Raw genomic sequence first — 15,676 nt, forward strand, 5'->3', positions numbered from 1 at the left:
GGGTTCCATGCGTGATCGGGCACTGCTCCGATCTTTCTCCAGAGGGCTGCCTCAGGCCTTTTGGAGCTTTTATTCGAACGGCGCTTTTGTCGAAAGGAGAAGGCCATGCTGGTGATGCGCCCCGCGCAGATGTCCGATCTTGCCGAAGTGCAACGCCTGGCTGCGGACAGCCCGGTGGGTGTCACTTCGCTGCCGGATGATTCGGGCCGACTGAGCGACAAGATCGCCGCATCGGAGGCCTCCTTCGCCGCCGAAGTCAGCTTCAACGGCGAAGAGAGCTACTTCTTCGTCCTCGAGGATTCGGCCAGCGGCAAGCTGCTCGGTTGCTCGGCCATAGTCGCCTCGGCCGGTTATTCCGAGCCCTTCTACAGCTTCCGCAACGAGACCTTCGTGCACGCCTCGCGCGAGCTGAAGATCCACAACAAGATCCACGTCCTCTCGCTGTGCCACGACCTCACCGGCAACAGCCTGCTGACCAGCTTCTACGTGCAGCGCGAGCTGGTCGACACGCCCTTCGCCGAGCTCAACTCGCGTGCCCGCCTGCTGTTCATGGCCGCCCACCCGGAGCGCTTCGCCGATGCGGTGGTGGTGGAAATCGTCGGCTACAGCGACGAGAACGGCGACTCGCCGTTCTGGGACGCGGTCGGCCGCAACTTCTTCGACATGAGCTACACCGAGGCCGAGCGCCTGTGCGGGCTGAAGAGCCGCACCTTCCTCGCCGAGCTGATGCCGCACTACCCGATCTACGTGCCGCTGCTGCCGGACAGCGCCCAGGAAGCCATGGGCCAGGTCTACAGCCGTGCCCAGGTGACCTTCGACATCCTGATGCGTGAAGGCTTCGAGACCGACCACTACATCGACATCTTCGACGGCGGCCCGACCCTGCATGCGCGCACTTCGGGCATCCGCTCCATCGCCCAGAGCCGCGTGGTGCCGGTGCGCATCGGCGAGCCGGGCAAGGGCGGGCGTCAGTATCTGGTGAGCAACGGCCAGCTGCAGGACTTCCGCGCCATCATCGCCGATCTCGACTGGGTGCCCGGCAAGCCGGTGACCCTGAGCCTGGAGGCCGCCGAGGCCCTGGGTGTGGGCGAGGGCGCCAGCGTCCGGCTGGTGGCGGTTTAAACCAACGCGACAGGTTGCCGGCGGCGGCCTGTCTGAACTGAAGCCCGTGGCACCTGGCTGCGGGCTTGCAGCTGATCCGGAGGATCCATGATCGTTCGTCCCGTCCGTAGCGCCGACCTGTCCGCGCTGATCGACCTGGCCCGCAGTACCGGCACCGGCCTGACCACCCTGCCGGCCAACGAGGAGCGCCTGGCGCACCGGGTCGGCTGGGCGGAGAAGACCTTCCGTGGCGAGGCCGAGCGTGCCGACGCCGACTACCTGTTCGTGCTGGAGGATGATGACGGCAAGGTCGTCGGCATCTCCGCCGTGGCCGGCGCCGTCGGCCTGCGCGAGCCCTGGTACAACTACCGGGTCGGTCTCACCGTCAGCGCCTCGCAGGAGCTGAAGATCCACCGCGAGATCCCCACCCTGTTCCTGGCCAATGACCTGACCGGCAACTCCGAGCTGTGCTCGCTGTTCCTGCATGCCGGCCACCGCAGCGGGCTCAACGGCCGCCTGCTGTCCAAGGCGCGCTTCCTGTTCATCGCCGAGTTCCGCGAGCTGTTCGGCAACAAGGTGATCGCCGAGATGCGCGGCATGTCCGACGAGAACGGCCGCTCGCCGTTCTGGGAGAGCCTGGGCCGGCACTTCTTCAAGATGGAGTTCAGCCAGGCCGACTACCTCACCGGCGTCGGCAACAAGGCCTTCATCGCCGAGCTGATGCCCAAGTTCCCGCTCTACACCTGCTTCCTCTCCGAGGAGGCGCGCGCCGTCATCGGTCGCGTCCATCCGGACACCGAGCCGGCGCTGGCCATGCTCAAGGGCGAGGGCTTCAGCTACCAGGGCTATGTCGACATCTTCGACGCCGGCCCGGCCATCGAGGTGGAGACCGACAAGATCCGCGCCGTGCGCGACAGCCAGACCCTGGTGCTGGCCGTCGGCACCCCGGGCGACGATGCCACCCCCTACCTGATTCACAACCGCAAGCGCGAAGACTGCCGCATCACCGCCGCGCCGGCGCGCGCCGCCGCCGGCACCCTGGTGGTCGACCCGCTGACCGCCAAGCGCCTGCAGCTCAGCGCCGGCGCCCAGGTGCGCGCCGTACCGCTGTCGGCCAAGGAGAGCAAGCAATGACCACCCATTACATCGCAGGCCAGTGGCTGGCCGGGCAGGGCGAGGCCTTCGACTCGCTCAACCCGGTGACCCAGGAAGCCGTGTGGCGCGGCCAGGGCGCCAGCGCCGCGCAGGTCGAGCAGGCCGTCGCCGCCGCCCGTGCCGCCTTCCCGGCCTGGGCCCGCCGCCCGCTGGAGGAGCGCATCGCCATCCTCGAGCAGTTCGCCGCCACCCTGAAGAAGCATGCCGACGAACTGGCCCGTACCATCGGCGAGGAAACCGGCAAGCCGCTGTGGGAGTCCGCCACCGAGGTGACCAGCATGGTCAACAAAGTCGCCATCTCCGTGCAGAGCTACCGCGAGCGCACCGGCGAGAAGAGCGGTCCGCTGGCCGACGCCATCGCCGTGCTGCGCCACAAGCCGCATGGCGTGGTTGCCGTGTTCGGCCCCTACAACTTCCCCGGCCATCTGCCCAACGGCCACATCGTGCCGGCGCTGCTGGCCGGCAACGCGGTGGTGTTCAAGCCCAGCGAGCTGACCCCCAAGGTCGCCGAGCTGACGGTCAAGTGCTGGATCGAGGCCGGCCTGCCGGCCGGCGTGCTCAACCTGGTGCAGGGCGCCCGCGAGACCGGCGTGGCCCTGGCCGGCAGCGCCGGCATCGACGGCCTGTTCTTCACCGGCTCCAGCCGCACCGGCAACCTGCTGCACAGCCAGTTCGCCGGCCGCCCGGACAAGATCCTGGCGCTGGAGATGGGTGGCAACAACCCGCTGGTGGTGGAGGAGGTCAAGGATGTCGACGCCGCTGTCTACACCATCATCCAGTCCGCCTTCATCTCCGCCGGGCAGCGCTGCACCTGCGCGCGCCGCCTGCTGGTGCCGGTCGGTGCCTGGGGCGACGCCCTGCTGGCGCGCCTGGTGGCGGTGGCCTCGACCCTCAAGGTCGGTGCCTTCGACGAGCAGCCGGCGCCCTTCATGGGTTCGGTGATTTCCCTGGCCGCGGCCGAGCATCTGCTCAAGGCCCAGCGTCACCTGGTCGACAAGGGCGCCGAAGTGCTGCTGGAGATGATCCAGCCGGTACCGAACGCCGCGCTGCTGACCCCCGGCATTCTCGACGTGACCCGGGTGGCCGAGCGCATCGACGAGGAATTCTTCGGCCCGCTGCTGCAGGTGATCCGCTACGACGGCTTCGATGCCGCCATCGCCGAGGCCAACAACACCCAGTACGGCCTGGCCGCCGGCCTGCTGTCCGAGTCCGCCGAGCGCTACCAGCAGTTCCTGATCGAGAGCCGTGCCGGCATCGTCAACTGGAACAAGCAGCTGACCGGCGCCGCCAGCAGCGCGCCCTTCGGCGGCGTGGGTGCCTCCGGCAACCACCGCGCCAGCGCCTACTACGCGGCCGATTACTGCGCCTATCCGGTCGCCTCGCTGGAAAGTGAAACCCTGAGCCTGCCTGCCACCCTGACCCCGGGAGTGAGTCTGTGATGTCCGCCTATGAAATGAACTTCGACGGCCTGGTCGGCCCGACCCACAACTACGGTGGCCTGTCCTATGGCAACGTGGCGTCGCAGAGCAACAGCCAGGCGGTGTCCAATCCCAAGGAGGCCGCCAAGCAGGGCCTGGGCAAGATGAAGGCGCTGATGGACATGGGCTTCAAGCAGGGCGTGTTCGCCCCGCAGGAGCGCCAGGACGTCGCCGCCCTGCGCAGCCTGGGCTTCACCGGCAGCGATGCCGAGGTGATCGCCAAGGCCGCCAAGGAAGCCATGCCGCTGCTGGCCGCCTGCAGCTCGGCCTCCAGCATGTGGACCGCCAACTCCTGCACCGTCAGCCCCAGCGCCGACACCGCGGACGGCCGCGTGCACTTCACCGCCGCCAACCTCAACTGCAAGTTCCACCGCTCGATCGAGCACCCGACCACCAGCCGGGTGCTGCGCGCCATGTTCAGCAACGAGCAGCACTTCGCCCACCACGCCGCGCTGCCGGCGGTGAGCCAGTTCGGTGACGAGGGCGCGGCCAACCACACGCGTTTCTGCAAGAGCTACGGCGAGGCCGGCGTGGAGTTCTTCGTGTTCGGTCGCAGCGCCTTCGACAGCCGCTTCCCGGCCCCGCAGCGCTACCCGGCGCGGCAGACCCTGGAAGCCTGCCAGGCGGTAGCTCGCCTGCATGGCCTGGGTGACGAGGGTGTGGTTTACGCCCAGCAGAACCCGGCGGTGATCGACCAGGGCGTGTTCCACAACGACGTGATCTCGGTGGGCAACGGCGAGGTGCTGTTCTACCACCAGGACGCCTTCCTCGACACCGACAAGGTGCTGGCCGAGCTGGGCGACAAGCTGGCCCGCCGCGGCGGCAACTTCCAGGCCGTGCGCGTGCCTGGCAGCGCGGTGAGCGTGGAGGATGCGGTCAAGTCCTACCTGTTCAACAGCCAGCTGCTGACCCGCGCCGACGGCAGCATGCTGCTGGTGGTGCCGGAGGAGTGCCGCAACAACGCCAACGTGTGGAACTACCTGAGCGAACTGACCAGCGGCAACGGCCCGATCCGTGAGGTGAAGGTATTCGACCTCAAGCAGAGCATGCAGAACGGCGGTGGTCCGGCCTGCCTGCGCCTGCGCGTGGCGCTCAAGGAGCACGAGCTGGCGGCGGTCAACCCGGGCGTGGTGATGACCCCCGAGCTGTTCACCACCCTCAACGCCTGGGTCGACAAGCACTACCGCGACCGCCTGGCCGAAAGCGACCTGGCCGACCCGCAACTGCTGATCGAGTGCCGCACGGCATTGGATGAACTGACGCAGATCCTTAAACTGGGCTCCGTCTACCCCTTCCAACTCGCCTGAGAGCCTTGACCATGTCCGACGCCCTGCAACTCATCCTCGAAGATACCGACGGCACCCAGCTGGAGACCTCCTGCACCCGCTTCGCCGTCGTCTGGCAGGGCAAGGAAGTGTGGATCCAGGCGGTCGGCGACCAGCTGCTGATCGGCGTGGACGTGGAGGAGGGCGACACCGAGTACGCCAACCTGCTGCTGCGCCCGCAGGCCACCAACCTGGTCGGCCTGCAGCTGGAAATGGAGCCGGCGGACCTCGCCGGCGACGACGAGGATCATGTGCACGGTCCCGACTGCAATCATTGAGCCCGACTGAGGTAATCCCATGCTCGCCCTCGGCAAACTGCTCGAACTGACCCTGGCCGGCCGCGAGCCGACCGAGAAGATTCAGCTGACCCGCGAGGGCGCGCGCCTGCACTGGCTGGGCGAGGGCGTGCTGGAAGTGACGCCCACTGCTCAGGATGACAGCGGCCTCGACCTGCTGCTGTCGGCCGGTATCCATGGCAACGAGACGGCGCCGATCGAGCTGCTCGACCGCCTGCTGCAGGCCATCGCCTCCAGCCAGCTGATGCCCAGGGCGCGCATCCTGTTCCTGCTCGGCAACCCCGAGGCCATGCGTCGTGGCGAGCGTTTCGTGGAGCAGGACATCAACCGCCTGTTCGACGGCCGCCACGAGCAGAGCAGCGGCTTCGAGGCCCTGCGTGCCAACGAGCTGGAGCGCCATGCCGCCGCCTTCTTCAGCAAGGACGGGCGGGCGCGCCTGCATTACGACCTGCACACGGCGATCCGTGGCTCGAGGATCGAGCAGTTCGCCCTCTATCCCTATGTCGAAGGTCGCCAGCACTCGCGCGCCGAGCTGGCGCGCCTGCGCGCCGCCGGCATCGATGCCGTGCTGCTGCAGCGCAAGACCGGCATCACCTTCAGTTCCTACACCTATGCGCGCCTGGGCGCCGAGGCCTTCACCCTGGAGCTGGGCAAGGCGCGGCCGTTCGGGCAGAACCAGCAGGTCAACCTCGACCTGCTGGAAAAGCGCCTGTGCGAGCTGGTGGAGAACCGCGAGCCGCAGGCCGACTCGCTGGACGGCATGCAGCTGTTCGCCGTGTCGCGCGAGGTGATCAAGCACAGCGATGCCTTCAAGCTGCACCTGCCGGCCGACATCGAGAACTTCACCGAGCTGGAGCAGGGGTTCCTCCTGGCCGAGGACATCGCCGGCACCCGCTGGCTGGTGGAGGAGGAGGGCGCGCGCATCATCTTCCCCAATCCCAAGGTCAAGAACGGCCTGCGCGCCGGCATCCTGATCGTCCCCACCTCGCTCTGACACGGCTCTGCGTGGCGGATTCGGGTCACAAGGTGGCCCGATAGAGGCTTTCTATCCAAATTCCCCGCAAACGGGCTGTCCCTGCAGCGCCGGGCCGATATAATGCGGCCCTTTGCCGGCGTTTGCCGCGCTGTCGTTTGCCTGGATGAAATCAATGAAAAGCGCAGAAATCCGTGAAGCCTTCCTCCGCTTCTTCGAAGAGAAGGGGCACACCCGCGTCGCCTCCAGTTCGCTGATCCCGGCGAACGACCCGACCCTGCTGTTCACCAACGCCGGCATGAACCAGTTCAAGGACTGCTTCCTCGGCCTGGAGAAGCGTGCCTACACCCGCGCCACCACCAGCCAGAAGTGCGTACGCGCCGGCGGCAAGCACAACGACCTGGAAAACGTCGGCTACACCGCGCGCCACCACACCTTCTTCGAGATGCTGGGCAACTTCAGCTTCGGCGACTACTTCAAGCGTGATGCCATCCACTACGCCTGGGAGTTCCTGACCAGCGACAAGTGGCTGAACCTGCCGAAGGAGAAGCTCTGGGTCACCGTCTACGCCACCGACGACGAGGCCTACGACATCTGGACCCAGGAAGTCGGCATCCCGGCAGAGCGCATGGTGCGCATCGGCGACAACAAGGGCGCGCCGTACGCCTCCGACAACTTCTGGGCCATGGGTGATACCGGCCCGTGCGGCCCCTGCACCGAGATCTTCTACGACCACGGCGAGCACATCTGGGGCGGCCCGCCCGGCTCTCCGGAGGAAGATGGCGACCGCTACATCGAGATCTGGAACAACGTGTTCATGCAGTTCAACCGCACTGCGGACGGCGTGCTGCACCCGCTGCCGGCGCCCTCCGTGGACACCGGCATGGGCCTGGAGCGCATCAGCGCCGTGCTGCAGCACGTCAACTCGAACTACGAGATCGACCTGTTCCAGAGCCTGCTGAATGCCGCGGCCAAGGCCATCGGCTGCGCCAACGAAGGCCAGGCCTCGCTGAAAGTCGTCGCCGACCATATCCGTTCCTGCGGCTTCCTGATCGCCGACGGCGTGACCCCGTCCAACGAGGGCCGCGGCTACGTGCTGCGCCGCATCATCCGCCGCGCCTGCCGCCACGGTAACAAGCTGGGCGCCAAGGGCAGCTTCTTCTACCAGATCGTCGCCGCGCTGGTGGCCGAGATGGGCGAAGCCTTCCCCGAACTGAAACAGCAGCAGGCGCATATCGAGCGCGTGCTGAAGACCGAGGAAGAGCAGTTCGCCAAGACCCTGGAGCAGGGCCTGAAGATCCTCGAGCAGGACCTGGCCGAACTCAAGGGCAGCGTCATTCCTGGCGACGTGGTGTTCAAGCTGTATGACACCTATGGCTTCCCGGTCGACCTGACCGGTGACATCGCCCGTGAGCGCGAGCTGACCCTCGACGAGGAAGGCTTCGAGCGCGAGATGGAGGCCCAGCGCGAGCGCGCCCGTTCCGCCAGCTCCTTCGGCATGGACTACAACAGCCTGGTCAAGGTCGACAGCGACACCGTCTTCCTCGGCTACCAGGGCACCAGCGGCAGCGGCAAGATCGTCGCCCTGTTCAAGGCCGGCGCCGCCGTCGACAGCCTCGCCGAGGGCGAGGAGGGCGTGGTGGTACTGGACCAGACCCCGTTCTACGCCGAGTCCGGTGGCCAGGTCGGTGACTGCGGTTACCTTGAGAGCGCCGGCGTGCGCTTCGACGTGCGCGATACCACCAAGGCCGGCGGTGCCTTCCTGCACCACGGCGTGGTGGTCAAGGGCGGCCTGTCCGTCGGCACTTCGCTGAAAGCCGAAGTCGACGCATCGGTGCGCCAGGCCACCGCGCTGAACCATTCGGCCACCCACCTGCTGCACGCCGCGCTGCGCCAGGTGCTCGGCGAGCACGTGCAGCAGAAGGGTTCGCTGGTCGATAGCCAGCGCCTGCGCTTCGACTTCAGCCACTTCGAGGCGATCAAGCCCGAGCAGCTGAAGGCCCTGGAAGAGCTGGTCAACGCCGAGATCCGCAAGAACTCCGCGGTCGAGACCGAGGAGACCGATATCGAGACCGCCAAGGCCAAGGGTGCCATGGCGCTGTTCGGCGAGAAATACGGCGATGACGTGCGCGTGCTGACCATGGGCGGCGGCTTCTCCGTCGAGCTCTGTGGCGGTACCCATGTCTCGCGTACCGGCGACATCGGCCTGTTCAAGATCACCAGCGAAGGCGGCGTGGCCGCCGGCGTGCGCCGTATCGAGGGCGTCACCGGCGCTGCTGCGCTGGCCTGGCTGAACGGCGCGGAAGAGCAGCTGAAAGAAGCGGCCGCGCTGGTCAAGGGCAGCCGCGACAATGTGCTGGACAAGCTGTCCGGCCTGATCGAGCGCAACCGCCAGCTGGAAAAGGAGCTGGAGCAGCTCAAAGCCAAGGCCGCCAGCGCCGCCGGCAACGACCTGGCCGGTTCGGCCGTGGACGTCAAGGGCGTCAAGGTGCTGGCCGCGCGTCTCGATGGTCTGGACGGCAAGGCCCTGCTGGCCATGGTCGACCAGCTGAAGAACAAGCTGGGCAGCGCGGTGATCCTGCTCGGTGGCGTGTTCGAGGACAAGGTGGTGCTGGTTGCCGGCGTCACCCAGGACCTGACCGCCAAGCTCAAGGCTGGCGACCTGATGCGTCAGGCCGCGGCGGCCGTGGGCGGCAAGGGCGGTGGTCGCCCGGACATGGCCCAGGGCGGCGGCGTCGATGCCGGCAAGCTGGACGAGGCGCTGGCGCTGGCGGCGACCTTCGTCGAACAAGGCGCCTAAAGGCGGCGAAAGCAGGGCCCGCAGTGCGTCCGGCGGGCCTTGGCAGTGTGACCCGATGCGGGTTTAATGGGCGCCCTTCGAGGAATCAGGCGGCTTTTTGACATGGCTTTGATCGTACAGAAGTTTGGGGGCACCTCAGTCGGCACCGTGGAGCGTATCCAGCAGGTGGCCGAGAAGGTGAAGAAATTCCGCGAGCGCGGCGACGACATCGTCGTCGTGGTTTCCGCCATGAGTGGCGAGACCAACCGCCTGATCGACCTCGCCAAGCAGGTCAGCGACGGCCAGCCGGTCCCGCGCGAGCTGGACGTGATGGTTTCCACCGGTGAGCAGGTGACCATCGCCCTGCTGGCCATGGCCCTGATCCAGCGCGGCGTGCCGGCGGTGTCCTACACCGGCAACCAGGTGCGCATCCTCACCGACAGCGCGCACACCAAGGCGCGCATCCTGCAGATCGACGACCAGAAGATCCGTGCCGACCTCAAGGCCGGCAAGGTCGTGGTGGTCGCCGGCTTCCAGGGTGTGGACGAGCAGGGCAACATCACCACCCTCGGTCGTGGCGGCTCCGACACCACCGGCGTGGCCCTGGCCGCGGCCCTGAAGGCCGACGAGTGCCAGATCTACACAGACGTCGACGGCGTCTATACCACCGACCCGCGCGTGGTGCCCAAGGCCCAGCGCCTGGACAAGATCACCTTCGAGGAGATGCTGGAAATGGCCAGCCTCGGCTCCAAGGTCCTGCAGATCCGCTCGGTGGAGTTCGCCGGCAAGTACAACGTCCCGCTGCGCGTGCTGCACAGCTTCCAGGAGGGTCCGGGCACCCTCATTACCCTTGATGAAGAGGAATCCATGGAACAGCCGATCATCTCCGGCATCGCCTTCAATCGCGACGAAGCCAAGCTGACCATCCGTGGCGTGCCGGATATCCCCGGCGTGGCCTTCAAGATCCTCGGTCCGATCAGTGCCGCGAACATCGAAGTGGACATGATCGTGCAGAACGTGGCGCACGATAACACCACCGATTTCACCTTCACCGTGCACCGCAACGACTACAACAGCGCCAAGGCCGTGCTGGAAAATACCGCGCGCGAGCTGGGTGCCCGCGAGGTGATTGGCGATACCAACATCGCCAAGGTTTCCATCGTCGGTGTTGGCATGCGCTCCCACGCAGGCGTCGCCAGCCGCATGTTCGAGGCTCTGGCCAAGGAAACCATCAATATCCAGATGATCTCCACTTCCGAGATCAAGGTTTCCGTGGTCATCGAGGAGAAGTACCTGGAGCTGGCCGTGCGCGCCCTGCACACCGCCTTCGACCTGGACGCTCCGGCCCGACAGGCCGAGTAATGCTCTACCCGAAAGGCGCGGCGATCCGCGCCTTTCGCTTTTTTGGCCGGTTTGGCGGGGAACTTTCCTTTTGTCCGGGCTGGTCAATACTTGGGTGAAGGCGTCGCACTTGATATGCGCGGGGCTGCCACCATTTTATTTCTGCAGACTGTTGTCCCGTTATTGAATCCGTAAGGAGAAAGGAATGCTGATTCTGACTCGCCGGGTCGGAGAGACCCTGATGGTGGGTGATGATGTCACCGTCACCGTGTTGGGCGTGAAAGGTAATCAGGTGCGCATCGGCGTCAATGCTCCGAAGGAAGTCGCCGTGCACCGTGAAGAGATCTACCAGCGCATCCAGAAAGAGAAAGGCGACGAACCAAGCCACTAATTTTTCTCGAAATTTTGGCTTTGCAAACGGGGAAAACATGGTTATCATGCGCCCCGTGTTGCGGAGAGGTGGCCGAGTGGCCGAAGGCGCTCCCCTGCTAAGGGAGTACACCTCAAAAGGGTGTCGGGGGTTCGAATCCCCCCTTCTCCGCCATTTTCACAACCTTGGTTGTGTTTGCGCTAAGTCCGATAAGTTATTGAGCTGATTCGGAAAAGTGCTTGACCTGGCGGTTGAGATCACTAAAATGCGCAGCCCACGCACTCATAGCTCAGCTGGATAGAGTACCCGGCTACGAACCGGGCGGTCGGAGGTTCGAATCCTCCTGAGTGCGCCATATTAGAATGGCTTGCAGCGATGCAAGCCATTTTGCTTCAACCAGCGGTGATCTGGTCTAAAAGCGCCACACGCACTCATAGCTCAGCTGGATAGAGTACCCGGCTACGAACCGGGCGGTCGGAGGTTCGAATCCTCCTGAGTGCGCCATACAGCAAAAGGCTCGCAGCGATGCGGGCCTTTTGTCTTTTCAGCGTTTGCCCTTCACGCAGCCCGACTCGTCGAAGCTCACCTGGCGGCGATTGCCCTTCTCGTCGGCATAGTGGTAGCGGGTCTGGCCGTTGTTGCTGGTGACCTTGTCCGGTTTGCCCAGGGCATTCTCCACGTCGCGCTGGCTCATGCCGCTGCGAATCTGCTGGCGGATAACCGCGCGCCGCCGCTCGCTGCTGCTGAGTGCTTCGCCGCAGGCGCTCTGCGAGGTGCCTGTCGTGGCTACCACCTGCAGTCTCTTCGTCTTGTCTTTTGCTGGGCTGCGTTTCTTGCCGGTTTTGCCCAGGGGGACGGCCTTGCCTTGCCCGGGTGTCGGGTTGTGCGCTTCCTGCAGCTTCTGCTCTGCGTGTTCCGGGCAGCCGTGCAGGGTGTAGGTGATATGGCCTTTAGCGTCTTCGCAGCGGTAGACGGTGGAAGCGCTTGCCTGAGGGAGCAGGAGTGCGCAGATTCCAGCGCAGATCAGTCGCAGCATGGTTCGTCCTCCTTGACGATTGCCGGCTTCATCCTAGCTCGGCTTTTCTGCCTCGCCAGCGTGTCCTGTGATGCAGTGCATGCGTCGGAAAAATAGCTTTGGACCTGCTCTAGGAAATCGCTGCAAGCGTTTGTTCTGAGCCTGATTTTGTCGCTTCGGGGCTGGGGCTGGTGCTATCATTGTTGTGTCAGCCCCGCCGGGGCTTGTGGATAGCCACCATGGACTTACCCAGTAGTTACTCAAATTTCCTTTCGCCCGATCTGACTGATTGAGCCCCGCGGCGCGCCCTGCTGCTGGGGTGGAGCGTGCCGTATGACTGAAGTAGAAGCCAAAAAGCCGCAAGAGAGCCTGCAGGACCGCCTGGCCCAGGTTGTCGATCTGCTGCACCGCCACAAGGTGGTGGAAAACCTGACCCACCGTCAGGAAGGCCAGCACCACGATCTGGTGGAAAACCTGGTCCACCGGCAGAACCTCGCAGAACTGCAGCGCAAGCTCGACGAGCTGCACTCCGCCGACGTCGCCCATATCCTCGAAGCCCTCCCGCTCGGTGACCGCCTGACCGTATGGCAGCTGGTCAAGGCCGAGCGCGATGGCGACATCCTGCTGGAGGTGTCCGACGCGGTCCGCGAGTCGCTGATCGCGGACATGGACGACCACGAGATCCTCGCCGCCGCCAAGGAGATGGATGCCGACGAGCTAGCCGACCTGGCGCCCGAGCTGCCGCGCGACGTGGTCCTCGAGCTGATGGAGTCGCTGGACGCCCAGCAGCGCGAGCGGGTGCGCTCGGCACTGTCCTACGAGGACGACCAGGTCGGCGCGCTGATGGACTTCGAGATGGTCACCATCCGCGAGGACGTCAGTCTGGAGGTGGTGCTGCGCTACCTGCGCCGTCTCAAGGAGCTGCCGGGCCACACCGACAAGCTGTTCGTGGTTGACTACGACGGCGTGCTCAAGGGCGTGCTGCCGATCAAGCGCCTGCTGGTCAACGATCCGGACAAGCAGGTCGGCGAGGTGATGGCCAGCGATCCGGTGAGCTTTCAGCCGGACGAGGATGCCCACGATGCGGCGCAGGCTTTCGAGCGCTATGACCTGATCTCGGCCCCGGTGGTGGACAAGGATGGCAAGTTGATCGGACGTCTGACCATCGACGAGATGGTCGACCTGATCCGCGAGGAGAGCGAGAGCGAAGTGCTGAACATGGCCGGTCTGCGCGAGGAGGAAGACATCTTCGCCTCGGTGTGGAAGTCGGTCGGTAACCGCTGGGCCTGGCTGGCCATCAATCTGGTCACTGCGTTCCTGGCGTCGCGGGTCATCGGTCTGTTCGAGGGTTCCATCGAGAAGCTGGTGGCGCTGGCCGCTCTGATGCCGATCGTGGCGGGTATCGGTGGCAACTCGGGTAACCAGACCATCACCATGATCGTGCGTGCCCTGGCGCTGGACCAGGTCAGCACCGGTAATACTTCGCGCCTGCTGCGCAAGGAGCTTGGAGTTGCGCTGATCAACGGCGTGCTCTGGGGCGGGGTGATAGGCGCCGTGGCCTACGGTCTGTACGGTAGCTGGTCGCTGGGCCTGGTGATGACTGCCGCCATGACGCTCAACCTGCTGCTCGCCGCATTGATGGGGGTGCTGATTCCCATGACGCTGATGCGTGCGGGGCGTGATCCGGCTATGGGGGCCAGCGTGATGATCACGGCCATGACCGACAGCGGTGGCTTCTTCATCTTCCTTGGGTTGGCCACCCTGTTCCTGTTGTAGGGTGTGGAAATGAAAAAAGCCGGCTGGTGCCGGCTTTTTTGTGTCTGGCTGGTGGAAATCAGGCTTCTTCGCTGGCCATTTCCACGTCGTGGGCGATCAGGGCGACCAGGGCGTTCTGCTGGCGGCGCGAGAGTTGGCGGAAGCGCTGCAGCAGTTCGCGCTCATGCAGGGAGAGCTCGGGGCTGTCCAGGCGCAGGTTCAGGTCGTCACCCAGCGCATCTTCCTGGAACAGGCTCTGTTCCAGGCGGGCGATGATCTCCGAATTCATGCTGCGGTGATGATTACGCGCCACGTCAGCAATGCGTTCACGCATACCGTCGGGCAGGCGGACTACGAATTTGTCAGCCGTGCGGCTGGAATAGATGGCCTGTTTCATAGGGCGTATACATTAAACCGGTTAGTTCAGGAAAGCGATGCTGGCATTCAGCTACTGAATTGTCACTGCTTTGACCATGATAGGCACTAGCCGTTCAGTCGGTAACCGCATCGGTTCGTTTAGTCGGTCGACTATTTGACGCCAATTACGTGTCGAATTGTGGGCCGAATACAGGCGCTTTGCCAGCACCAGTTGTCTGAAATGTGTCCAGATAGGCATATCTGATGTACCGGTCAGTATCCGTGCCTGTGGGAAGCCCCGTGCTTGAGCTCCTGCCCTGACTTCTACGGCAGGTTGCTGCAGATTCGCCTGAGGACGAATTTCGTGCCCAGCCCTCTGGCGAAGCACATGACAAAACGCCCCTCGCTCGTTAACATGCCGCCCGGTCGCAGGGGAGCCTGCGTATGTCCCAGTAGCTCAATTGGATAGAGCATCCCCCTCCTAAGGGGAAGGTTGGAGGTTCGACCCCTCTCTGGGACGCCAGAATGCCTAAAGTCCGCAGCCATTGAGGCATGCGGGCTTTTTTCATGGCTCCGAAAACGAAAAAACCGGCCGCTGGGGCCGGTTTTTTCAATCGACTGATGTCGACTCGGGAATTGGTCGGAGCGACTGGATTCGAACCAGCGACCTTCTCGTCCCGAACGAGACGCGCTACCAAGCTGCGCTACGCTCCGAAGGATGGCGCGCATTCTACCGAAAAAGTTTTGCTGCACAAGGGGTTAGCTGAAAAGTTTTTTGCCCCACGTCCCTGTGGGCTGCCGCGTCAGAGTTCCTTGACGGTAATGACCTGATCCTTGTTGATCTTCGCGGGTTTGCCGTCGAGCTGTTCGAACTCGTAGAAGCCCGAGTCCTCGTCGAATTCCGGGGTGTCCACGGTCTGGATCTGGCTGCCGTCGTTGAGGGTGATCACGCTGGGGGTCGAGCAGCCGGCGAGGGCAATGAAGCCTAGGCTGGCGAAGAGGATGGGCAGCTTCCGTCGGTTCATGGGTAACTCCTTGAGTTGCGAGTGAGTACCGTTGGTCTGACGGAATCCTGCGGCTCAAGTTCAACCCGGTGTGGTTTGTGACAGCAGTTGCGGGGTATTCAGATTGGCCAGGCGTGGGTCGTCCAGGGCGCAGCGGCAGGCGCGCGCATCCAGGCGCAGCAGGGCGCGCAGGGGGCTGCGTTCACCGTTTTGCCACTCCTCTTGCAGCCGTCCAAGTGCAGACCTGGGCAGCAGGCAGAACATGGGCTGCCAATGCTCGTCCTGCTTCACCATTACCGGCGTTGCCCGGTTGTCTTCTGCCGTTTCGCGCAGCGCCTGCAACAGGGCGTGATCAATCAGAGGGGCGTCACAGGGCAGCACCAGAAGCCAGTCATGGCGGGCAGCGCCGAGGCCGGCGAGGATGCCGGCCAGCGGGCCGGGGAAGTCGCTATCGGCATCGTTCACCAAGCGGTCGGCGTAGGCCGCGTAGCGCTCGGCGTTGCGATTGCAGGAGATGATCAGGTCGTCGGTGAGTGGGCGTACCACCCGGTACAGATGGGCGATCAGCGGCTGGCCGCGCCATTCGATCAGGCCCTTGTCGCGCCCGCCCATGCGCTGGCCACGGCCGCCGGCGAGCAGCAGGATGGAGCAGGGGTGCAGGTGCGGGCGGGGCATGGCGGGCGCTCTGATGCGGGGCCTGTGGTATAACACCGGCCAGTTTTCGCCA

14 protein-coding genes and 5 tRNA genes are annotated in these 15,676 nt (G+C 64.8%); 14 read left to right on the forward strand and 5 right to left on the reverse strand.

Annotated elements, in window-relative coordinates:
- Positions 1-105: 105 nt before the first annotated feature.
- The 12 genes from aruF (at position 106) to AAG092_RS18875 (ending at position 11,322) form a co-directional block, all read left to right on the forward strand.
- Positions 106-1,122, forward strand: coding sequence for an arginine/ornithine succinyltransferase subunit alpha (gene aruF / locus AAG092_RS18820; protein WP_110682141.1), 1,017 nt, complete (start codon positions 106-108; stop codon positions 1,120-1,122).
- 87 nt (positions 1,123-1,209) lie between these two features.
- Entirely contained in the window at positions 1,210-2,235 is a 1,026-nt protein-coding gene (gene astA / locus AAG092_RS18825; RefSeq protein ID WP_110682140.1) for an arginine N-succinyltransferase, read from the forward strand.
- Positions 2,232-3,695 (forward strand): succinylglutamate-semialdehyde dehydrogenase, encoded by a 1,464-nt coding sequence (astD, locus tag AAG092_RS18830; RefSeq protein WP_373387880.1) that lies wholly within the window; start codon positions 2,232-2,234, stop codon positions 3,693-3,695. Before astA ends, astD begins: the two co-directional genes overlap by 4 nt.
- Positions 3,695-5,041, forward strand: a complete 1,347-nt coding sequence (astB, locus tag AAG092_RS18835) for an N-succinylarginine dihydrolase (RefSeq protein WP_373387881.1) — start codon at positions 3,695-3,697, stop codon at positions 5,039-5,041. Before astD ends, astB begins: the two co-directional genes overlap by 1 nt.
- Before the next feature lie 11 nt (positions 5,042-5,052).
- Positions 5,053-5,337 (forward strand): topoisomerase II, encoded by a 285-nt coding sequence (locus AAG092_RS18840; protein WP_110682137.1) that lies wholly within the window; start codon positions 5,053-5,055, stop codon positions 5,335-5,337.
- A 19-nt stretch (positions 5,338-5,356) separates the two neighbouring features.
- Positions 5,357-6,349 (forward strand): succinylglutamate desuccinylase, encoded by a 993-nt coding sequence (astE, locus tag AAG092_RS18845; RefSeq protein ID WP_373387882.1) that lies wholly within the window; start codon positions 5,357-5,359, stop codon positions 6,347-6,349.
- A gap of 154 nt (positions 6,350-6,503) precedes the next feature.
- Positions 6,504-9,128, forward strand: coding sequence for an alanine--tRNA ligase (gene alaS / locus AAG092_RS18850; protein WP_373387883.1), 2,625 nt, complete (start codon positions 6,504-6,506; stop codon positions 9,126-9,128).
- Positions 9,129-9,230: 102 nt separating this feature from the next.
- Positions 9,231-10,469, forward strand: coding sequence for an aspartate kinase (locus AAG092_RS18855; RefSeq protein ID WP_110682134.1), 1,239 nt, complete (start codon positions 9,231-9,233; stop codon positions 10,467-10,469).
- A 184-nt stretch (positions 10,470-10,653) separates the two neighbouring features.
- Positions 10,654-10,839, forward strand: coding sequence for a carbon storage regulator CsrA (csrA, locus tag AAG092_RS18860; protein WP_003244478.1), 186 nt, complete (start codon positions 10,654-10,656; stop codon positions 10,837-10,839).
- Positions 10,840-10,901: 62 nt separating this feature from the next.
- Positions 10,902-10,992, forward strand: a tRNA-Ser gene (locus tag AAG092_RS18865).
- A 104-nt stretch (positions 10,993-11,096) separates the two neighbouring features.
- Positions 11,097-11,173 (forward strand) — tRNA-Arg (locus tag AAG092_RS18870).
- Positions 11,174-11,245: 72 nt separating this feature from the next.
- A tRNA-Arg gene (locus AAG092_RS18875) sits at positions 11,246-11,322 on the forward strand.
- Positions 11,323-11,362: 40 nt separating this feature from the next.
- On the opposite strand, the gene AAG092_RS18880 is transcribed toward AAG092_RS18875, so the two are convergent.
- The gene (locus tag AAG092_RS18880) at positions 11,363-11,854 is read right to left on the reverse strand and encodes a DUF4124 domain-containing protein (protein ID WP_373387884.1); all 492 of its coding nucleotides are present in this window, start codon (positions 11,852-11,854) and stop codon (positions 11,363-11,365) included.
- A gap of 312 nt (positions 11,855-12,166) precedes the next feature.
- On the opposite strand from AAG092_RS18880, the gene mgtE reads away from it, so the two are divergent.
- Positions 12,167-13,609 (forward strand): magnesium transporter, encoded by a 1,443-nt coding sequence (mgtE, locus tag AAG092_RS18885; RefSeq protein ID WP_373387885.1) that lies wholly within the window; start codon positions 12,167-12,169, stop codon positions 13,607-13,609.
- A gap of 58 nt (positions 13,610-13,667) precedes the next feature.
- Here the strand turns inward: mgtE and AAG092_RS18890 are convergent, their stop codons facing one another.
- Positions 13,668-13,994, reverse strand: a complete 327-nt coding sequence (locus tag AAG092_RS18890) for an Arc family DNA-binding protein (protein WP_373389621.1) — start codon at positions 13,992-13,994, stop codon at positions 13,668-13,670.
- Between the two features lie 397 nt (positions 13,995-14,391).
- Between AAG092_RS18890 and AAG092_RS18895 the strand changes: the two genes are divergently transcribed.
- Positions 14,392-14,468 (forward strand) — tRNA-Arg (locus AAG092_RS18895).
- Between the two features lie 114 nt (positions 14,469-14,582).
- On the opposite strand, the gene AAG092_RS18900 is transcribed toward AAG092_RS18895, so the two are convergent.
- The 3 genes from AAG092_RS18900 to mobA all read right to left on the reverse strand — a co-directional run bounded on the left by AAG092_RS18900 (position 14,583) and on the right by mobA (position 15,624).
- A tRNA-Pro gene (locus tag AAG092_RS18900) sits at positions 14,583-14,659 on the reverse strand.
- Between the two features lie 89 nt (positions 14,660-14,748).
- Positions 14,749-14,970, reverse strand: a complete 222-nt coding sequence (locus AAG092_RS18905; protein WP_110682130.1) for a YgdI/YgdR family lipoprotein — start codon at positions 14,968-14,970, stop codon at positions 14,749-14,751.
- A gap of 60 nt (positions 14,971-15,030) precedes the next feature.
- The gene (gene mobA, locus AAG092_RS18910) at positions 15,031-15,624 is read right to left on the reverse strand and encodes a molybdenum cofactor guanylyltransferase MobA (protein ID WP_373387886.1); all 594 of its coding nucleotides are present in this window, start codon (positions 15,622-15,624) and stop codon (positions 15,031-15,033) included.
- Positions 15,625-15,676 lie beyond the last annotated feature (52 nt).

Source organism: Pseudomonas alcaligenes, assembly GCF_041729615.1.
Taxonomy (GTDB): Bacteria; Pseudomonadota; Gammaproteobacteria; order Pseudomonadales; family Pseudomonadaceae; genus Aquipseudomonas; species Aquipseudomonas alcaligenes_B.

Bases quoted from the DNA above. Each gene is read 5' to 3' on its own strand.
- aruF (WP_110682141.1), top strand. From the start codon at position 106: ATGCTGGTGATGCGCCCCGCGCAGATGTCCGATCTTGCCGAAGTGCAA.
- astA (WP_110682140.1), top strand. From the start codon at position 1,210: ATGATCGTTCGTCCCGTCCGTAGCGCCGACCTGTCCGCGCTGATCGAC.
- astD (WP_373387880.1), top strand. From the start codon at position 2,232: ATGACCACCCATTACATCGCAGGCCAGTGGCTGGCCGGGCAGGGCGAG.
- astB (WP_373387881.1), top strand. From the start codon at position 3,695: ATGTCCGCCTATGAAATGAACTTCGACGGCCTGGTCGGCCCGACCCAC.
- AAG092_RS18840 (WP_110682137.1), top strand. From the start codon at position 5,053: ATGTCCGACGCCCTGCAACTCATCCTCGAAGATACCGACGGCACCCAG.
- astE (WP_373387882.1), top strand. From the start codon at position 5,357: ATGCTCGCCCTCGGCAAACTGCTCGAACTGACCCTGGCCGGCCGCGAG.
- alaS (WP_373387883.1), top strand. From the start codon at position 6,504: ATGAAAAGCGCAGAAATCCGTGAAGCCTTCCTCCGCTTCTTCGAAGAG.
- AAG092_RS18855 (WP_110682134.1), top strand. From the start codon at position 9,231: ATGGCTTTGATCGTACAGAAGTTTGGGGGCACCTCAGTCGGCACCGTG.
- csrA (WP_003244478.1), top strand. From the start codon at position 10,654: ATGCTGATTCTGACTCGCCGGGTCGGAGAGACCCTGATGGTGGGTGAT.
- AAG092_RS18880 (WP_373387884.1), bottom strand. From the start codon at position 11,854: ATGCTGCGACTGATCTGCGCTGGAATCTGCGCACTCCTGCTCCCTCAG.
- mgtE (WP_373387885.1), top strand. From the start codon at position 12,167: ATGACTGAAGTAGAAGCCAAAAAGCCGCAAGAGAGCCTGCAGGACCGC.
- AAG092_RS18905 (WP_110682130.1), bottom strand. From the start codon at position 14,970: ATGAACCGACGGAAGCTGCCCATCCTCTTCGCCAGCCTAGGCTTCATT.
- mobA (WP_373387886.1), bottom strand. From the start codon at position 15,624: ATGCCCCGCCCGCACCTGCACCCCTGCTCCATCCTGCTGCTCGCCGGC.